The following is a 16,245-nucleotide window of genomic DNA, read 5'->3' on the forward strand; positions in this document are numbered from 1 at the left end:
ACAATGTCCATGATTGAACTCGGCGGCAAGGTTGCCGTCGTTACCGGCGGGTCCTCCGGCATCGGGCTGGCGACCGTCGAGCTGCTGCTCGAAGCGGGCGCCGCCGTCGCCCTGTGCGGCCGCGACGAGGCCCGCCTGCGCAGCGCCGAAGCGCAGCTGCGCGAGCAATTCCCCGGGTGCAGGCTCCATGCCGCCACCTGTGATGTGCTGAAGCCGGAACAGGTCGCCGCCTTTGCCGCCGAGGTGCAGGCCACGCTGGGCAACGTCGACATGCTGGTCAACAACGCCGGCCAGGGCCGCGTGTCCACCTTTGCCAATACCGAGGACGCGGCCTGGATGGACGAGCTGCAGCTCAAGTTCTTCTCGGTGATCCACCCGACGCGCGCGTTCCTGCCGCAGCTGGAGCAGTCGGGGCAGGGCGCCATCGTCTGCGTCAACTCGCTGCTGGCGCAGCAGCCCGAGCCGCACATGGTGGCAACCTCCGCCGCGCGCGCCGGCGTGCTCAACCTGGTGCGCTCGATGGCCACCGAGTTCGCGCCCAAGGGCGTGCGCGTCAACGGCATCCTGATCGGGCTGGTCGAGTCGGGCCAGTGGCGCCGCCGCTTCGACGCGCGTCCCGAGGAGGACCGCCACCTGGACTGGGCCGCGTGGACCGCGCGCCTGGCCCGGCAGAAACATATTCCCCTTGGCCGCCTGGGCCTGCCCGTCGAGGCAGCCCGCGCCATCCTGTTCCTTGCCTCGCCGTTGTCTTCGTACACCACGGGCAGCCATATCGATATCTCCGGAGGACACTCCCGTCATGCCTAATCAACAACCGTACGAACAGCAGCAGGTCACCGTCGGCTGCGCCATCACGGCGTTTCTCGAGCAGTGCGGCGTCAAGGCCGCCTTTGGCGTGATCTCGATCCACAACATGCCGATCCTCGACGCCATGGGCGAGCGCGGCAAGATCCGCTTCGTGCCGGCGCGCGGCGAAGCGGGCGGCACCAACATGGCCGACGCCTATGCCCGCACCACCGGCGGCCTGGGCGTGTGCCTGACCAGCACCGGCACCGCCGCGGGCAACGCCGCTGGCGCGATGGTCGAAGCGCTGACTGCCGGCACGCCGATGCTGCATATCACCGGCCAGATCGAGACTCCGTACCTGGACCAGAGCCTGGCCTACATCCACGAAGCGCCGGACCAGCTCACCATGCTGAAGGCCGTGTCCAAGGCCGCGTTCCGCATCCGCAGCGCCGACACCGCGATCAGCACCATCAAGCTGGCGGTGCAGACCGCGCTGACGGCGCCGACCGGCCCGGTCAGCGTGGAGATCCCCATCGACATCCAGGCCGCGCTGATCGACATGCCGGTGGACCTGCAGCCGCTGCCGGTGCCGCAGCACGTGCCGTCGGCGCACGCGCTGGACGCGCTGGCCGAGCGCCTGGTGAAGGCGAAGCGCCCGCTGCTGTGGCTGGGCGGCGGCGCGCGCCATGCCAGCAAGCAGGTGCAGCGCCTGCTGGACCTGGGCTTCGGCGTGGTCACCAGCACCCAGGGCCGCGGCATCGTGCCCGAGGACGATCCGCGCTCGCTGGGCGCGTTCAACCTGCACAAGCCGGTCGAGGCCTTCTACCAGAGCTGCGACGCGATGCTCGTGGTGGGCTCGCGCCTGCGCGGCAATGAAACCCTGAAGTACGAGCTGAAGCTGCCGCGCCCGCTGCTGCGCATCGACGCCGATCCCGCCGCCGAAGGCCGCTGCTACATGAGCGACTATTTCGTCAGCGGCGACGCCGCGCTGGCGCTGGATGCGCTGGCCGACCGGCTCGAGCAGCGCATGCAGATCGACCCGGCTTTCGCCGCCGACCTGCGCCGCGCGCACGACACCGCCGTCAACAGCCTGGTCGACGGCCTGGGCCCGTACTCGGCGCTGGTGCAGGCGCTGCAGGACGCGGTCGGCCGCAACTTCAACTGGGTGCGCGACGTGACCGTGTCGAACAGCACCTGGGGCAACCGCCAGCTGCGCATCTTCGACTCCCGCGCCGGCGTGCATGCGCTGGGCGGCGGCATCGGCCAGGGCCTGGCCATGGGCATCGGCGCCGCGATCGGCGCCGCGGCCACCGCCTCGGGCAAGAAGACCTACACCCTGGCCGGCGACGGCGGTTTCATCCTGAACCTGGGTGAACTGGCGACGGCGGTGCAGGAACGCGCCGACATGGTGATCGTGCTGATGAACGACAAGGGCTACGGCGTGATCAAGAACATCCAGGACGCGCAGTACGGCGGCCGCCGCCACTATGTGGACCTGCATACGCCGGATTACGCCACGCTGGCGAAGTCGCTGTCGCTGCGCCACGCGCGCGTCAGCAACCTGGCCGAGGTCGGCGCCGCGCTCGACGCGGCCAGGGCCGAGTCCGGCCCGTTCCTGCTGGAAATCGACATGCTGTCGATCGGTTCCTTCAAGACCATCTTCGCCGGCCCCCCGGTGAACAAGGACAACGAAGAGCCGGCGCGCGAACAAACCACTGTCACCGCCTGAGGGAGACCCGCGATGCTGCATGTGTCCATGGTTGGCTGCGGCGCGATCGGCCGCGGCGTGCTGGAATTGCTCAAGAGCGATCCGGACGTAGTGTTTGACGTGGTGATCGTGCCGGAGCACACGATGGACGAGGCCCGCGGCGCGGTCTCCGCGCTGGCGCCGCGCGCCCGCGTTGCCACGCACCTGGACGACCAGCGGCCCGACCTGCTGGTCGAGTGCGCCGGCCACCATGCGCTGGAGGAGCACATCGTGCCGGCGCTGGAGCGCGGCATCCCGTGCATGGTGGTGTCGGTGGGCGCGCTGTCCGAGCCCGGCATGGCCGAGCGCCTGGAAGCCGCGGCGCGCCGCGGCGGCACGCAGGTGCAGCTGCTGTCCGGCGCGATCGGCGCCATCGACGCGCTGGCCGCGGCGCGCGTCGGCGGGCTGGACGAGGTCATCTACACCGGCCGCAAGCCCGCGCGCGCATGGACCGGCACGCCGGCCGAGCAGCTCTTCGACCTGACCGCGCTGACCGAGACCACGGTGATCTTCGAAGGCACCGCGCGCGACGCCGCGCGCCTGTACCCGAAGAACGCCAACGTCGCCGCCACGGTGTCGCTGGCCGGCCTGGGGCTGGACCGCACTTCGGTGAAGCTGCTGGCCGATCCGCACGCGGTGGAGAACGTGCATCACGTGGAAGCGCGCGGGGCGTTCGGCGGGTTTGAGCTGACCATGCGCGGCAAGCCGCTGGCGGCGAACCCGAAGACGTCGGCGCTGACGGTGTTCAGCGTGGTGCGGGCGCTGGGGAACCGGGCGCACGCGGTTTCGATTTAAGCGACTGAGGCGCCAACGACCGCTGCGGGTTTGCTCCCCTCTCCCGCTTGCGGGAGAGGGGCCGGGGGAGAGGGCAGGCGTGTGGCAAGCATGACGCGCGTCACTCCGTGAAAAGCGCCCGCCCTCTCCCCCACCCCTCTCCCGCGAGCGGGAGAGGGGAGTCCCGCCGCAGCATGGGTGAGGGCATCGCAGCGAAATAACGCAGTAAGGCCGGCAGCAAAGCACCGCAGGCCACGACAGACACAGCAGGCAACGACATGAACCCACAAGAAGTACTCCCCATCTGCATCGCAGGCGAATGGCGCCTGGGGACCGGCGACCGCTACGGCACGCGCTACCCCGCCACCGGCGAAGTCGTCGCAGAGCTCAACGCCGCCAGCCTGGCTGACGTCGAGGAAGCCGTGCAGGGTGCTCACCACGCTTTCCTCACCAGCGGCTGGGCGCAACGCAAGCCCCACGAACGCGCCGCCGTGCTGTACCGCGTGGCCGAGCTGATCCGCGCCCAGGGCGAGCAGTTGGCCCAGCGCCAGCGCCTGGACAACGGCAAGCCCATCAGCGAAACGCGCGCGCTGGTTGCCAGCGCCGCCGGCACCTTCCAGTTCTTTGCCGCCGCCTGCGAAACGCTGGAAGAAACCATCACGCCCCAGCGCGGCGACTGCCTGACCATGAGCGTCTACGAGCCGATGGGCGTGGTCGCGGCGATCACGCCGTGGAACTCGCCGATCGCCAGCGAGGCGCAGAAGATGGCGCCCGCGCTTGCCGCCGGCAACGCCGTGGTGGTCAAGCCGGCTGAAGTCACGCCGCTGATGGCGCTGGAACTGGCGCGCATCTGCGAAGAAGCCGGCGTGCCCAGGGGGCTGATCAGCGTGCTGCCGGGCAAGGGCTCGGTGATCGGGGACGCCATCACCAAGCATCCGCTGGTGCGCCGCGTGTCGTTCACCGGTGGCACCACCACCGGCAAGCACATCGCCCATATCGCCGCCGACAAGATGATGCCGGTGTCGCTGGAACTGGGCGGCAAGTCGCCGACCATGGTGTTCGACGATGCCGACCTCGACCACGCGGTCAACGGCGTGCTGTACGGCATCTTCAGCTCGTCGGGCGAATCGTGCATCGCGGGCTCGCGGCTGTTCGTGGCGCGGTCGCAGTACGAGGCCTTCATCGACCGGCTGGCGCACGGCGCCGCGCAACTGCGCGTGGGCGACCCGGCCGACGAGCGCACCCAGATGGGTCCGCTGATCACCGACCGCCATCGCGATTCGATCGAATCGTACGTCGCGGCGGGCGTGGACGAAGGCGGGCAGCTGCGCACCGGCGGGGTGCGTCCCGACGTGGCCGGGCTGCCCAACGGCTATTTCTACACGCCGACCATCATCGAAGGCCTGGATAACCACGCCCGCATCTGCCAGGAGGAAATCTTCGGCCCGGTGCTGGTGGCGATCCCGTTCGACGACGAGGACGACCTGATCGAGCAGGCCAACGACAGCGTCTACGCGCTGGCCGCCGGCATCTGGACGCGCGACTACAAGCGCGCGTGGCGCGTGGCCCGTGCCGTGCAGGCGGGCAATGTGTGGATCAACACCTACAAGCAGTTCTCGATCGCGACGCCGTTCGGCGGCTGGCGCGACAGCGGCCTGGGCCGCGAGAAGGGACGGCTGGGCATCCTGCAGTACATGGAGCAGAAAAGCGTGTACTGGGGCCTGAACGAACAACCGCTGCCGTGGGCCAACCACTGAACCCGGCACGCTGGAGAGAAGCAATGATCAAGGTATTGGGAATCGACGAGATCGTGTACGGCGCGGATGACTTCGACGCCTGCCGCGGTTTCTTCACTGACTGGGGCCTGGCCATCAAGCGCGACGATGCGCAGGGCCTGGACTTCGAAACGCTGAACGGCTGCCGCGTGCTGGTGCGCCGCATCGACGACCCGTCGCTGCCGCCCGCGATCGAGGCCGGCCCGACGCTGCGCGAAGTGGTGTGGGGCGTTGAATCGCAGGCATCGCTCGATCACCTGGCCAACGCGATCGCCGATGCGCCGGGCTTCATCAGGCAAGGCGAAGGCGCCACGCTGCGCATCGGCTGCACCGACCCGAACGGCCTGGCGGTGCGCTTCCAGGTCACGCGCAAGCACGACGTGCAGGTCGAATGCGCGCTGATGAACACGTGGAACGACAAGCCGCGCATGAACCAGCGCAGCCCGATCTACGACCACGCCACGCCGATCGAAGTTGGCCACGTGGTGTTCTTCGTCAAGGACGTCAAGGCTACGGAGCAGTTCTATGTGGAGAAGTTCGGCTTCGTGCCGTCCGACCGCTATCCGGACCGCGGCGCGTTCCTGCGCTGCACCGCGGACGGCGGCCACCACGACCTGTTCCTGCTGCAGCTGCCGGAGCCCAAGAGCGGCCTGAACCATGTCGCCTTCACCGTGCGCGACATCCATGAAGTGTTCGGCGGCGGCATGCACGTGTCGCGCAAGGGCTGGGACACGCAGCTGGGCCCGGGCCGGCACCCGATTTCATCGGCTTATTTCTGGTACTTCAAGAATCCGGCCGGCGGCCTGATCGAGTACTACGCCGACGAAGACCAGCTCGACGAGCACTGGGAGCCGCGCGCCTTCGAGCCGGGCCCGACCATGTTCGCCGAATGGGCGATCGAGGGCGGCATCGACGGCAACACCCGCCGCCAGAAGGACGCGGGCGGCCCGGCAGGCAAGTTCCTGACCGAGAAGCGGTAAGCAGCAGCGCAACAGAAGGAAGCAGCAATGAGTGCCCACCAGTCCCTGACCCTGCGGGTCCAGGCCATGCGCTACGAAGCGCGCGGCGTGGTCAGCATCGAACTGCAAGACCCCGAAGGGAAGACCCTGCCCGAGTACAGCCCGGGCGCCCATATCGACCTGCACCTGGGCAACGGCCTGGTGCGCAGCTACTCGCTGTGCGGCGCGCCGGAAACGCGCACCCGCTACACCGTGGGCGTGCTGCTGGACCGCGGCAGCCGCGGCGGCTCGCGCTACGTGCACGAGCAGCTGCGCGTCGGTGCCACGCTGACCGTGGGCGCGCCGCGCAACAACTTCGAGCTCGACGAGAGCGCCGCGCATACCGTGCTGGTCGCCGGGGGCATCGGCGTCACGCCGATCGTCTGCATGGCGCGCCGGCTGGCCGAGCTGGGCCGCTCGTTCACGCTGATCTACTGCGCCCGCTCGCGCGCCGAGGCGGCTTTCGCCGAACAGCTGTCGGCGTACGGCGACACCGTGCGCTTCCACTTCGACGACGAAGCCGGCGCGCCGCCCGACCTGCAGGCCATGCTGGCCGGACAGGACGCGCAGACGCACTTCTACTGCTGCGGCCCCGGCCCGATGCTGAACGCATTCGAGGCCGCATGCGCAGCGCATGCCTATCCCAACGTCCATATCGAACGCTTCGCCGCCGACCCGTCGACCGAAGCGGTGCAGGAAGGCGAGTACGTGGTGCAGCTGTCGCGCACCGGCTCGCTGGTGAAGGTGCCGTCGGGCAAGTCGCTGCTGGACGCGCTGCTCGATTCCGGCGTGGAGGTCGAATACAGCTGCCGCGAAGGCGTATGCGGCTCGTGCGAGACCGCCGTGCTGGAAGGCTGCCCGGACCACCGCGACAGCGTGCTGAGCAACAGCGAGCGCGCCAGCAACAAGACCATGATGGTGTGCGTGTCGGGGTGCAAGGGCAGCAAGCTGGTGCTGGACTTGTAAGCCTCCATCGCGCGTTCCGCGCGTGTTTTCGCCCCTCTCCTGCGAGCGGGAAAGGGGCGGGGGAGAGGGCCAGCGCCGGCCGAAGCCAGCGCCATGCCGGGTTCCGACTTCCGCATCCAGGGCCACGGGCAAGCCGGGCGTCTGCCGCCTGCAAGCGCCGGCCCTCTCCCCCAACCCCTCTCCCGCAAGCGGGAGAGGGGAGCCATTAAAGACCCAACCCAAAGAATCCCGTGCTAACCCAGAGACAAGACGCAGCGTCCCCCGGCGCACCGGTGGCCGCCACCGCAGGTATCGTGACCGTGGCCGACAGTGCCGGCCAGAGCGCCGCCGGCGCCCGCACCGGCCCGCTCACGCGCGGCAATATCGTCGCCCGCATCGAGCGCATGCCCGGCAACGCCATGCATGTGCGGGCCCGGCTGCTGATCGGCCTGGCCACCTTCTTCGACGGCTTCGACGTGATCGCCATCGCCGCCACGCTGCCGCTGCTGATAGCGCAGTGGTCGCTCACGCCCGGGCAGATCGGGGTCCTGATCGCGGCGCCGTCGGTCGGCCAGCTGGTCGGGGCGCTGTTGTTCCCGGGGCTGGCCGAGCGCTTCGGCCGGCTGCGCTCGATCGGCTGGAGCGCGGGCATCATCGGCCTGATGAGCATTGCTTGCGGCTTCGCGCCGTCGTTCGAGATTTTCCTGCTGCTGCGCATCGTGCAGGGCCTGGGCCTCGGCGGCGAGCTGCCGGTGGCCGCCACCTATATCAACGAAGTCACGCGCGCGCACGGCCGCGGGCGCTTCGTGCTGCTGTACGAGGTGGTGTTCCCGATCGGCCTGATGGTGTCGAACGGGGTCGGCGCCTGGCTGGTGCCGCACTACGGCTGGGAGGTGATGTACTTCATCGGCGGGGTGCCGCTGGTGCTGTTCTTTATCCTGCGCCGCGTGATTCCGGAATCGCCGCGCTGGCTGGCCGAGAAGGGCCGGCTGCAAGAGGCCGACGCCGCGCTGCGCGCGTTCGAGGCGCGCGCCCGCACGCCGCTGCCGCCGCCGGTCGACGCCAGCGCCTACGATCGCATGGTCAGCCACCCGCGCCGCCGCTTGCGCGACCTCGTCGGCAAGGCCTATCTCGGCCGCACGCTGGCGGTGTGGATGCTGTGGGCCACGTGCGGCTTTATCCAGTACGGGCTGTCGACCTGGCTGCCCACGGTCTACAAGACGGTCTACCACGCGCCGCTGCAGCTGGCGCTGAACCTGGCCGCGGCGGCGTCGGTGCTGGGCGTGGTGGGATCGCTGGTCTGCGCCATGATCGTCGACAAGGTCGGGCGCAAGCCGGTGATCAATGTGTCGTTCCTGCTGTGCGCGCTGTCGCTGGTGCTGGCGGGCGTGTTCCACGCCTCCAGCGTGTACGTGGTCGCGACCTTCTGCGCGCTGGCGATGGGCTTCCTCGCCAGCGGCTTCATCACCGCCTATGTCTACACGCCGGAGCTGTATCCGACCAGCGTGCGGGCCATGGGCTGCGGCCTCGGCGGGGCCTGGCTGAAGCTGGCGGCGATCTTCGCGCCGGGGCTGATCGCCAGCACCATCGGCAGCGGCGACCTGAGCTTCGCTTTCTTCGCGCTGTCCGTGGTGCCGGCGCTGGCGGCCATCACCGTGCACTGCCTTGGCATCGAGACCAAGGGGCGGGTGCTGGAGGAGCTGGAGGTCTGAGCGGGCAGGTGCCCATGCCGCTTCCGTCAGGAGCGCATGGGCAGTGCGGCATCTGGTACCTCGATCAGCGCATCGACCACCACCACGCCCTGCGCACCAGCCATCACCGGGTTGAGGTCGACCGAGCGGATCGCACCGCCGGCGGCATGGACCAGGTCGCCCACCTGTATCGCCAGCCGGCATAGCGCGCCGATGTCGACCCCGGTCTCGTCGCGCACCCCCCGCAGCAGCGGCGCAATACGCAACCCGTCGAGCGCCCGGGCAACCTCCGCCGGCCGGCAGGGCGCCAGCAGCACCGCGGTGTCGCGCAGCACTTCCACGTACTTGCCGCCATCGCCCACCACCAGCACCGCGCCGAACACCGGATCCCAGTGCGCGCCGATCATGCATTCGCGCTGGCCGCGCGACATGCGCGCGACCACGATGCCTTCGCACGCGGCGCCCATGGCCTTCAGGGTGCGGACTTGCGAGGTGAAGGCGCTGGCGACGGCCTCGGGGTCGTTGCAGTGCAGGGCGACCAGCCCATGCTCGCTCTTGTGCGGGACCTGCGGCGAGCTGGCCTTGACCGCGACCGGCGCGCCGATGCGCCGCCACGCGGCTACCGCGGCGTCGACGTCCTGGCACAGGTAGTGCTCGACCACCGAGATTCCGGCGGCGGACAGGCGTGCCAGGCTGGCGGCCTCGCTCAGCGTCACGCCGGCAGCGATGCTCGCCGGCAGCGCAGGGGCTGCCGGCAGCGGCGGCGCGCCTTCCTCTGCAATCTGCCGCAGGCGCTGCTGGTGCGATACCAGCTGCCCGAAAGCGCCCAGCGCCTCGGCGGCACTGGCGAAGGTGGGCACGCCGGCCTGGCGGAAGGCTTCGGCCACCGTGGCCTGCCACACTGCCACCGCGATGGGCTTGCCTGCGCTGTCGGCAAAGGCGGCCGCGTCGCGGGCAAAGCGGGGCACGTCGTAGCCCATGCCGGAGACCGGGATGTCGAGCAGGAACAGGTCCGCAGCCGGATCGCGCGCCGCCACCGGCAGCACGTCGCCGAACAGTGCGCTGTTGGTCAGCAGCGCCGCGGTGACGTCGATCGGATTGGCGGTGGCGGCAAAGCCCGGCAGGCGTTCGGCCAGCGCAGCCTGCGTGGCGTCGGACAGCGGCGCCAGCGCCAGCCCGAAGGAGGGCGCGGCATCGGCCGCCATCACGCAACTGGCGCCCGAGTTGCTGACCACCACCAGCCGGCGTCCTTCCGTGTTCCAGCCGCGCAGGTACAGCGGCGCGCAGCGCGCCAGCGCGTGCGCATCGTCGACACGCCAGATGCCGTGGCGCGCCAGAAAGGCATCGACCGCGCGATCCTCGCTGGCCATCGCGCCGGTGTGCGAGGCCGCCGCCCGCTGCCCGTCCTGCGAGCGTCCGGCCTTGACCGCCACCACCGGCACGTTGCGCGCCCGCGCCACGCGCGCCGCCTCCGCCAGCACCTCGGGATCGGACAGGCTTTCCAGGTACAGCAGCACCAGCCGCACGCCGGGATCGTGCGCGACCGCCAGCGCCAGTTCGCTGACGGTGATGTCGGCCTGGTTGCCGGTGGCGTGCATGTGCCGCACGCCGATGCCCTGGCCGCGCAGCAGCCCGTAGACCATCGCCGCCACGCCGCCGCTCTGGCTGACCACGGCGACCGGGCCGTCCTGCGGCGGCACCTCGATGAACATGGTGGAGAAGCTGGCGATGGCGCCGCTGCCGAAGTTGGCCAGCCCCTGGCTGTTGGGGCCGACCAGCCGCATCCCGGCGCTGCGCGCGGCGCGCACCATCTCGTCCTGCTGGCGCCGGCCCTCGGCACCGGCCTCGCCGAAGCCTGACGCGATCACGATCGCCGCCGCCACCCCCAGCCGGGCGCAGTCGCGCACCGCCTGCACCGCGGCGTCGCCGGCAACGATGACGATGGCCAGCTCCGGGACTTCCGGCAGCGCGTCCAGCGTCGGAAAGGCACGCAGGCCCTGGATGGTGTCGCGCTGCGGGTTGACCGGGTAGAGCGTGCCGGCGTAGCCGTGCGTCTTCATGTAATGGATGGGCCGGCCGCCGATCTTGTGGACGTTGTCGGAGGCGCCGATCACGGCGATGGAACGGGGCGCGAGCAGGGACTGGAGGGAAGCGGTCATGGCGAGGGCGTGGCGTATGGGTGGCTGGTGCGTGGCGGGTGCGTGGGGCTCAGTCGATGGTGGCGCCGGAGGCCTTGACCACCCGCGCCCATTTGTCGATTTCCTGGTCGAGGAACTTCGCGGTGGCGGGTGGCGAGGTCCATTCCGCGGCAAAGCCCTGGGTCGCAAAACGCGCGCGCACGTCGGCGTCGTCGAGCACGGATTTCAGCGCCGCAGCGATCGTTTCGAGCACCGCGGGCGGCGTGCCGGCGGGGGCCAGCAGCGCATTCCAGGCGGTGGCCTCGTAGCCGGGCAGGCCTGACTGCGCGATGGTCGGCGTGTCCGGCGCGGCCGGCGAGCGCTGCGCGCCCGTGACCGCCAGCGCCCTGAGCTTGCCATCGCGCACGAACGGCATCGCCGACAGCATGGTGTCGAACATCACCGTGGCCTGGCCGCCCATCACGTCGGTCAGCGCGGGCGCGCTGCCCTTGTACGGGACGTGGGTCATGCGTACGCCGGCCATGCTGTTGAACAGCTCCGCGGCGAGATGGGTGGACTGGCCGTTGCCCGAGCTGGCAAAGGTGAGCTGCCCCGGCCTGGTCCTGGCCATGGCGATCAGCTCCGCGACATTGGCGGCAGGCGTGGCGGGCGCCGTCACCAGCACCAGCGGGCCGCGCGTGAGCAGGCTCACCGGCGCGAAGTCCTTGCGGGTGTCGTAGCCGGGCTTGCGGAACAGTGTCATGTTGATCGCATGCGCGGTGGTGGCGACCAGCAGCGTGTAGCCGTCGGGCGCGGCGCGGGCCACTGCCTCGGCGCCGATATTGCCGCCGGCGCCGGGACGGTTCTCCACCACCAGTGGCTGGCCGAGCCGCTCAGAGAGCTTCTGGCCCACCACGCGCGCGACGATGTCGGTGGGGCCGCCCGGCGGGTAGGGCACCACCAGCCGGACCGGCCGTGCCGGAAAGGATTGCGCCAGCGCGGGCGGCGCGGCCGCAGCGGACAGGACCAGGCAGGAAAACAGGGCGAGCGCGTGCCGCCGGGATAGATTCGGTGCCAAGGGAGTTCTCCGGGTTGGGATTGCCGGCCGGGATGGGGACGGGCGCGCGCCGGCTGGCGCCCGCGGGCCGCTATTCGCGCAGGAAACGCAGCAGGGTGGCTTCGCCGAAGCGCCGGAAGCCCGCGCGCACGCGTTCGCCGATCGCCACGCCGGGCTCGGCATGGCCCATCACGCGTGGGCCTTCGTCCAGCGTGGCCAGCACCAGCGTGTAAGGCGCCAGGGCGCGGAAGGCATCGGTGGGGGCGCGGCTGATCTCGGTGACCGCGTAGACCGTGGCCAGTCCGCCGGCATCGCGCCAGTGCAATTGCAGGCTGCCGCAGGCGCGGCAGGCGTGGCGCTCCAGCGGCTGCCAGGCGCCGCAGCCGTCGCAGCACTGGTAGCGCACCACGCCGGCATCGAGTCCGTCGGTATAGGGATGGCGGGCGGGATCGCTCATGTTGCGGCCTCCAGCACCAGGCTGACATGCGACGACAGCACGCCGCCGTCGGCATGGAACAGCGCGCGGCGGCGCCGGCTCAGCTGGCGTTCGCCGGCGCGGCCCGCGAGCTGGCGCGCGGCTTCGGCGAGATGCATCAGCCCGCCCGCCACGCCGGAGTGGCCGAACGCCAGCAGTCCGCCATGCGTATTGAGCGGCAGCGCGCCATCGCAGCCGAAATCGCCGGCATGCAGCCGCGCGTGCGCCTGGCCGCGTGGCGCCAGTCCAAGTTCTTCGAGCAGCATGACCAGGGTGATGGTGAACGAGTCATAGATCGCCAGGCAGTCGATGCTGTCCACGTCGCCGCCGGCCTCGGCAAAGGCACGGTGCGCGGCGTCGGCGGCGCCGGTCTGCATCACGTCGTCGAGCGCGCCCAGGTGCTGGTGCCGGTGCGCCTGGCCGGCGCCGGCGATGCGCACCGGCGTGCCGGCGCCGGGCTCGGCGGAGACGATCACCGCGACCGCGCCATCGGAAATCGGGCAGCAGTCGGACAGCCGCAGCGGCGTGGCGATCGGACGCGCCGCACATGCCTGCGCGAGCGACAGCGGCTCGCGCAGGTGCGCATCCGGATGGCCGGCGGCATGCGCGCGCATCAGCACCGCAAAGCCGGACAGCGCATCGGCATCCATGCCGGTCTGGTACAGGTAGCGCGACGCCAGCAGCGCGTAGTAGGCCGGCACCGAGGCGCCGTTGGGCACCTCGGCATGCGGCTCGCCCACCTGCGCCAGCGTCTGGATCGACTGGTCGCGGCTTTGGCCGCTGAGGCGGTTCTCGCCCGCGACCACCAGCACATGGCGGCAGCGGCCGGCGCGCACCAGCTCGTGCGCCAGCATCGCCATCACGCCCCCGGTGGCGCCGCCTGCCGCCACGCCATGGGCGTAGGCGGGCCTGAGCGAGGCGTATTCGCAAAAGCGGTCGGCCAGCATCAGGTGCGGCAGCGTGGTGGCATAGCCGCACAGCACGCCGTCGAGCTCGGCGCGCGCCAGCCCGGCGTCGGCCAGCGCGGCATCGGCAGCCTGCGCCATCAGCGTCAGCGGGGTGCTGCCGTCGATGCGGCCGAAGCGCGTATTGCCGGTGCCACGTACAAAGGTGGCGTGCATGTCAGTGCCGCAGCAGCGGGCATTTCGACTTCGATGCCGGCATGAAGGCCTGCTCGCCGGGCACCGTCGCCACCACCTTGTAGTAGTCCCACGGGTATTTCGATTCGGCCGGCGTCTTCACCTCGAACAGGTACATGTCGTGGATCATGCGGCCGTCCTCGCGGATGCGGCCGTTCTTCGCGAAGAAGTCGTTGATCGGCATCGACTTCATCTGCTTCATCACCGCCGCGGTCTCGTCGGTGCCTGCCGCCTGCACCGCCTTCAGGTAGTGCATCACCGACGAATACGCGCCGGCCTGGCTCATGTTGGGCATCTTCTTCAGCTTCTCGAAATAGCGGCGCGACCACGCGCGGGTGGCATCGTTCATGTCCCAGTAGAAGCCTTCGGTCAGCATGAGGCCAGCCGCGGTCTTCAGCCCGATGGCGTGGATGTCGTTGACGTACAGCAGCAGGCCCGCCATGCGCTGGGCGTTGTTGCGCGTGAGGCCGAACTCGGATGCCGCCTTGATCGCGTTGATGGTGTCGCCGCCGGCGTTGGCCAGCCCGACGATCTGCGCCTTGCTGGCCTGCGCCTGCAGCAGGTACGAGGCAAAGTCGCTGGCGCCGATCGGATGGCGCGCGGCCCCCACCACCTTGCCGCCGGTCTCGTTGATGACCGCGGTGGCGGAGTCCTGCAGCGTGTGCCCGAAGGCGTAGTCGGCAGTCAGGAAGAACCAGCTCTTGCCGCCGCGCTGCACCGTGGCGCGCGCGGTGGTGTTGGCGAGCGCGTAGGTGTCGTAGGCGTAGTGCACCGACACCGGCGTGCACAGGTCGTTGGTGATGCGCTCGGTGCCGGGGCCCGAGAACACCACGATGCGGTTCTTCTGCTTCGCCACTTCCAGCACCGCCAGCGCCGGCGCCGAGGCGGCCACGTCGAGGATGGCGTCGACATTGCCGGTGTCGTACCACTCGCGCGCCTTGTTGGCGGCGATATCGGCCTTGTTCTGGTGATCGACCACGACCAGCTCGATCTTCTTGCCGAGCACCTTGCCGCCGAAATCGTCGATGGCCATCTGCGCCGCGGTGGCGCTGCCGCGGCCAGTGACGTCGGCGTACAGGCCGCTCATGTCGAGCAGCATGCCGAGCTTGACCACGTCGTCGGAAATCGCGGCCCTGGGCTGGGCCTGCGCGGCGCCGCAGGCCAGCGCGGTGGCAAGCCCGGTGGCAAGCGCGAGCACGCCGGCGGCGCGGCGTCGGATCGAATGGCGAAGCGTCATGGTGTCTCCTCCGGTGTGTTGTGGTATGCGGCTCTGGCCGGGCCGCGGCGATCTGCGTCGCCGGCGTGCCGGCGCCAGGCCTGGCAAATGGCATCGGCCTCGCGCTTCAATGCGCGGGCCATGGCGGTCTCGCGACCGCTTATGCGGTCATTGAGCGCGGCGATGCTGAGGGCGCCAAGCGGGTAGCCGTCGGGGCCGGGCAGGACGATGGCGATGCCGCCCATGCGCTCGATCACCACGTCAAGCAGCACCGCGTAGCCGCGCTCGCGCGTGGCGCGCACATGCTCCAGCAGCATGGGCCGGCTGAAGCGGGGGTAGCGGCGCATGGCCGGGGCGATGCCTTCGAGCACCGCGTCGACCTCGGCATCGGGCAGCGCGGCGAGCAGCGCCAGGCTGCCGGCGCCGACGCCCAGGGGCCGGCGGCTGCCGATTTCCAGGTAATTGGCGCGGATCGGGAAGGTGCCCAGGCGCAGCTCGATGCAAACGGATTCGCAGCCGCTCGGCACCGACAGGATGGCGCTGTCCTCGAAGGCATTGGCCAGCCGGATCAGCGCCGGGCGCACCAGCGGACGCAGGTCGGTGCGCTGCAGGGCGGCGGCGTGCAACGCCAGCCATTCGCGCCCCGGCGCAAAGGCCTTGGTCGCCGGATCGCGCTGGACCACACCCTCGGCTGCCAGGGTTTCAAGCAGCCGCAGCGCCGAGGCCTTGTCGACACCAGCGGCCAGCGCCAGGTCGGTCAGGCGGCGGTTGCGGGCATCGGTCAGCGCGCGCAGCAGGCGGCAAGCCTTCTGCAATGAAGTGCTCGGGATGGTCACGCCGTTCGTCTCCTGGGTCCGGTTTTCGTTACGTGAAACCGGTAGCAGACGTTATAGGCTATCTGGCTGGTGCCGTCATGCCCAGGCGTGGAGAAGTTTTGCCAGATGAAACCCGGACAGCGGGTATCCGGCGGATGCCGCGGCGGTGGCGGGCCAGTGGCCTCAGGCTTGGGCCCGCAACAGCTTGCGCAGTCCCTGGTACACCGCCTCGCGCTCCTGCGGCGACAGCTGCCGGATCACCTCGGCCTGTCCGCGCCGCGCCAGTGGCATCACCTGGTCGTGCAGCGCGATGCCGGCTTCGGTGATGGCGCACAGCAGCTTCTTGCGCGGGGTATTGCCGGCGGAGGTCAGCTGCACCAGCCCGCGATCCTCCAGCAGCCGCAGGGTGCGGCTGACCAGCGCCTTGTCCGAGGTGGACTGGGTCACCAGTTCGGCAAACGGCAACGCGCGCGCATGGGCCAGCAGCGCCAGGATGCGCCATTCCGGCACGGTCAGGCCGAACTGCTCCGCATAGGGCTTGGTGACCGTGCTGCGCAGCGCGGTCACCAGCTGGCTCAGCATCGTGGTCAGGAAGTTGTCGACGGTCAGGCCGCTGCCGGCCTCGTCGAGGTCGGTCCACGGGCTGGCGTTGGCGGCAGGGGCGGGCGCGGGCGTGCCATTGGCAGGCGCGGCATCACGGGGCATGCGTT

At 70.3% G+C, this 16,245-nt stretch carries 14 protein-coding genes; 7 read left to right on the forward strand and 7 right to left on the reverse strand.

The features are described 5' to 3' along the window. Positions 1–3: 3 nt before the first annotated feature. The 7 genes from FHX60_RS19945 (at position 4) to FHX60_RS19975 (ending at position 8,737) form a co-directional block, all read left to right on the forward strand. Positions 4–807 carry an SDR family oxidoreductase gene (locus FHX60_RS19945; RefSeq protein WP_112774907.1) on the forward strand — a complete coding sequence of 268 codons (804 nt, stop codon included), beginning with the start codon at positions 4–6 and terminating at the stop codon, positions 805–807. Continuing rightward, positions 800–2,515, forward strand: a complete 1,716-nt coding sequence (locus FHX60_RS19950; protein ID WP_183284335.1) for a thiamine pyrophosphate-binding protein — start codon at positions 800–802, stop codon at positions 2,513–2,515. Before FHX60_RS19945 ends, FHX60_RS19950 begins: the two co-directional genes overlap by 8 nt. 12 nt (positions 2,516–2,527) lie before the next feature. After that, the gene (locus FHX60_RS19955; RefSeq protein ID WP_112774909.1) at positions 2,528–3,328 is read left to right on the forward strand and encodes an aspartate dehydrogenase; all 801 of its coding nucleotides are present in this window, start codon (positions 2,528–2,530) and stop codon (positions 3,326–3,328) included. A gap of 257 nt (positions 3,329–3,585) precedes the next feature. Beyond that, positions 3,586–5,064 (forward strand): aldehyde dehydrogenase, encoded by a 1,479-nt coding sequence (locus FHX60_RS19960; protein WP_183284336.1) that lies wholly within the window; start codon positions 3,586–3,588, stop codon positions 5,062–5,064. Between the two features lie 23 nt (positions 5,065–5,087). Next, positions 5,088–6,062, forward strand: a complete 975-nt coding sequence (locus FHX60_RS19965) for a VOC family protein (RefSeq protein ID WP_183284337.1) — start codon at positions 5,088–5,090, stop codon at positions 6,060–6,062. Positions 6,063–6,089: 27 nt separating this feature from the next. Then, a complete protein-coding gene (locus FHX60_RS19970; protein WP_183284338.1) occupies positions 6,090–7,046 on the forward strand; it encodes a PDR/VanB family oxidoreductase in 957 nt (318 codons plus the stop codon). A gap of 272 nt (positions 7,047–7,318) precedes the next feature. Then, on the forward strand, positions 7,319–8,737 hold the full coding sequence (locus tag FHX60_RS19975) for an MFS transporter (RefSeq protein WP_375790544.1): 1,419 nt from the start codon (positions 7,319–7,321) through the stop codon (positions 8,735–8,737). A gap of 26 nt (positions 8,738–8,763) precedes the next feature. Here FHX60_RS19975 and FHX60_RS19980 read toward each other — a convergent pair whose 3' ends face one another. The 7 genes from FHX60_RS19980 to FHX60_RS20010 all read right to left on the reverse strand — a co-directional run bounded on the left by FHX60_RS19980 (position 8,764) and on the right by FHX60_RS20010 (position 16,240). Beyond that, the gene (locus FHX60_RS19980; RefSeq protein ID WP_183284339.1) at positions 8,764–10,875 is read right to left on the reverse strand and encodes an acetate--CoA ligase family protein; all 2,112 of its coding nucleotides are present in this window, start codon (positions 10,873–10,875) and stop codon (positions 8,764–8,766) included. 49 nt (positions 10,876–10,924) lie between these two features. Beyond that, positions 10,925–11,911, reverse strand: coding sequence for a tripartite tricarboxylate transporter substrate binding protein (locus FHX60_RS19985; protein WP_183284340.1), 987 nt, complete (start codon positions 11,909–11,911; stop codon positions 10,925–10,927). Between the two features lie 70 nt (positions 11,912–11,981). Next, positions 11,982–12,347, reverse strand: a complete 366-nt coding sequence (locus FHX60_RS19990; RefSeq protein WP_183284341.1) for a Zn-ribbon domain-containing OB-fold protein — start codon at positions 12,345–12,347, stop codon at positions 11,982–11,984. After that, complete coding sequence (locus FHX60_RS19995; RefSeq protein ID WP_183284342.1) at positions 12,344–13,486, reverse strand: thiolase family protein; 1,143 nt, start codon at positions 13,484–13,486, stop codon at positions 12,344–12,346. Before FHX60_RS19995 ends, FHX60_RS19990 begins: the two co-directional genes overlap by 4 nt. Position 13,487: 1 nt before the next feature. After that, positions 13,488–14,741 (reverse strand): ABC transporter substrate-binding protein, encoded by a 1,254-nt coding sequence (locus FHX60_RS20000; RefSeq protein WP_112774917.1) that lies wholly within the window; start codon positions 14,739–14,741, stop codon positions 13,488–13,490. Continuing rightward, entirely contained in the window at positions 14,738–15,556 is an 819-nt protein-coding gene (locus tag FHX60_RS20005; RefSeq protein ID WP_183284343.1) for an IclR family transcriptional regulator, read from the reverse strand. The genes FHX60_RS20000 and FHX60_RS20005 overlap by 4 nt, the downstream gene beginning before the upstream one ends. Before the next feature lie 162 nt (positions 15,557–15,718). After that, positions 15,719–16,240 (reverse strand): MarR family winged helix-turn-helix transcriptional regulator, encoded by a 522-nt coding sequence (locus tag FHX60_RS20010; protein ID WP_183284344.1) that lies wholly within the window; start codon positions 16,238–16,240, stop codon positions 15,719–15,721. Between the last annotated feature and the right edge of the window lie 5 nt (positions 16,241–16,245).

Origin of the sequence: Cupriavidus alkaliphilus (genome assembly GCF_014191175.1) — a bacterium.
Classification (GTDB): domain Bacteria; phylum Pseudomonadota; class Gammaproteobacteria; order Burkholderiales; family Burkholderiaceae; genus Cupriavidus; species Cupriavidus alkaliphilus.

Excerpts from the sequence above, each read along its gene's own strand:
- FHX60_RS19970 (WP_183284338.1), top strand. The coding sequence starts at position 6,090 with ATGAGTGCCCACCAGTCCCTGACCCTGCGGGTCCAGGCCATGCGCTAC.
- FHX60_RS20000 (WP_112774917.1), bottom strand. The coding sequence starts at position 14,741 with ATGACGCTTCGCCATTCGATCCGACGCCGCGCCGCCGGCGTGCTCGCG.
- FHX60_RS19950 (WP_183284335.1), top strand. The coding sequence starts at position 800 with ATGCCTAATCAACAACCGTACGAACAGCAGCAGGTCACCGTCGGCTGC.
- FHX60_RS20010 (WP_183284344.1), bottom strand. The coding sequence starts at position 16,240 with ATGCCCCGTGATGCCGCGCCTGCCAATGGCACGCCCGCGCCCGCCCCT.
- FHX60_RS19980 (WP_183284339.1), bottom strand. The coding sequence starts at position 10,875 with ATGACCGCTTCCCTCCAGTCCCTGCTCGCGCCCCGTTCCATCGCCGTG.
- FHX60_RS19995 (WP_183284342.1), bottom strand. The coding sequence starts at position 13,486 with ATGCACGCCACCTTTGTACGTGGCACCGGCAATACGCGCTTCGGCCGC.
- FHX60_RS19960 (WP_183284336.1), top strand. The coding sequence starts at position 3,586 with ATGAACCCACAAGAAGTACTCCCCATCTGCATCGCAGGCGAATGGCGC.
- FHX60_RS19945 (WP_112774907.1), top strand. The coding sequence starts at position 4 with ATGTCCATGATTGAACTCGGCGGCAAGGTTGCCGTCGTTACCGGCGGG.
- FHX60_RS19965 (WP_183284337.1), top strand. The coding sequence starts at position 5,088 with ATGATCAAGGTATTGGGAATCGACGAGATCGTGTACGGCGCGGATGAC.
- FHX60_RS19990 (WP_183284341.1), bottom strand. The coding sequence starts at position 12,347 with ATGAGCGATCCCGCCCGCCATCCCTATACCGACGGACTCGATGCCGGC.
- FHX60_RS19955 (WP_112774909.1), top strand. The coding sequence starts at position 2,528 with ATGCTGCATGTGTCCATGGTTGGCTGCGGCGCGATCGGCCGCGGCGTG.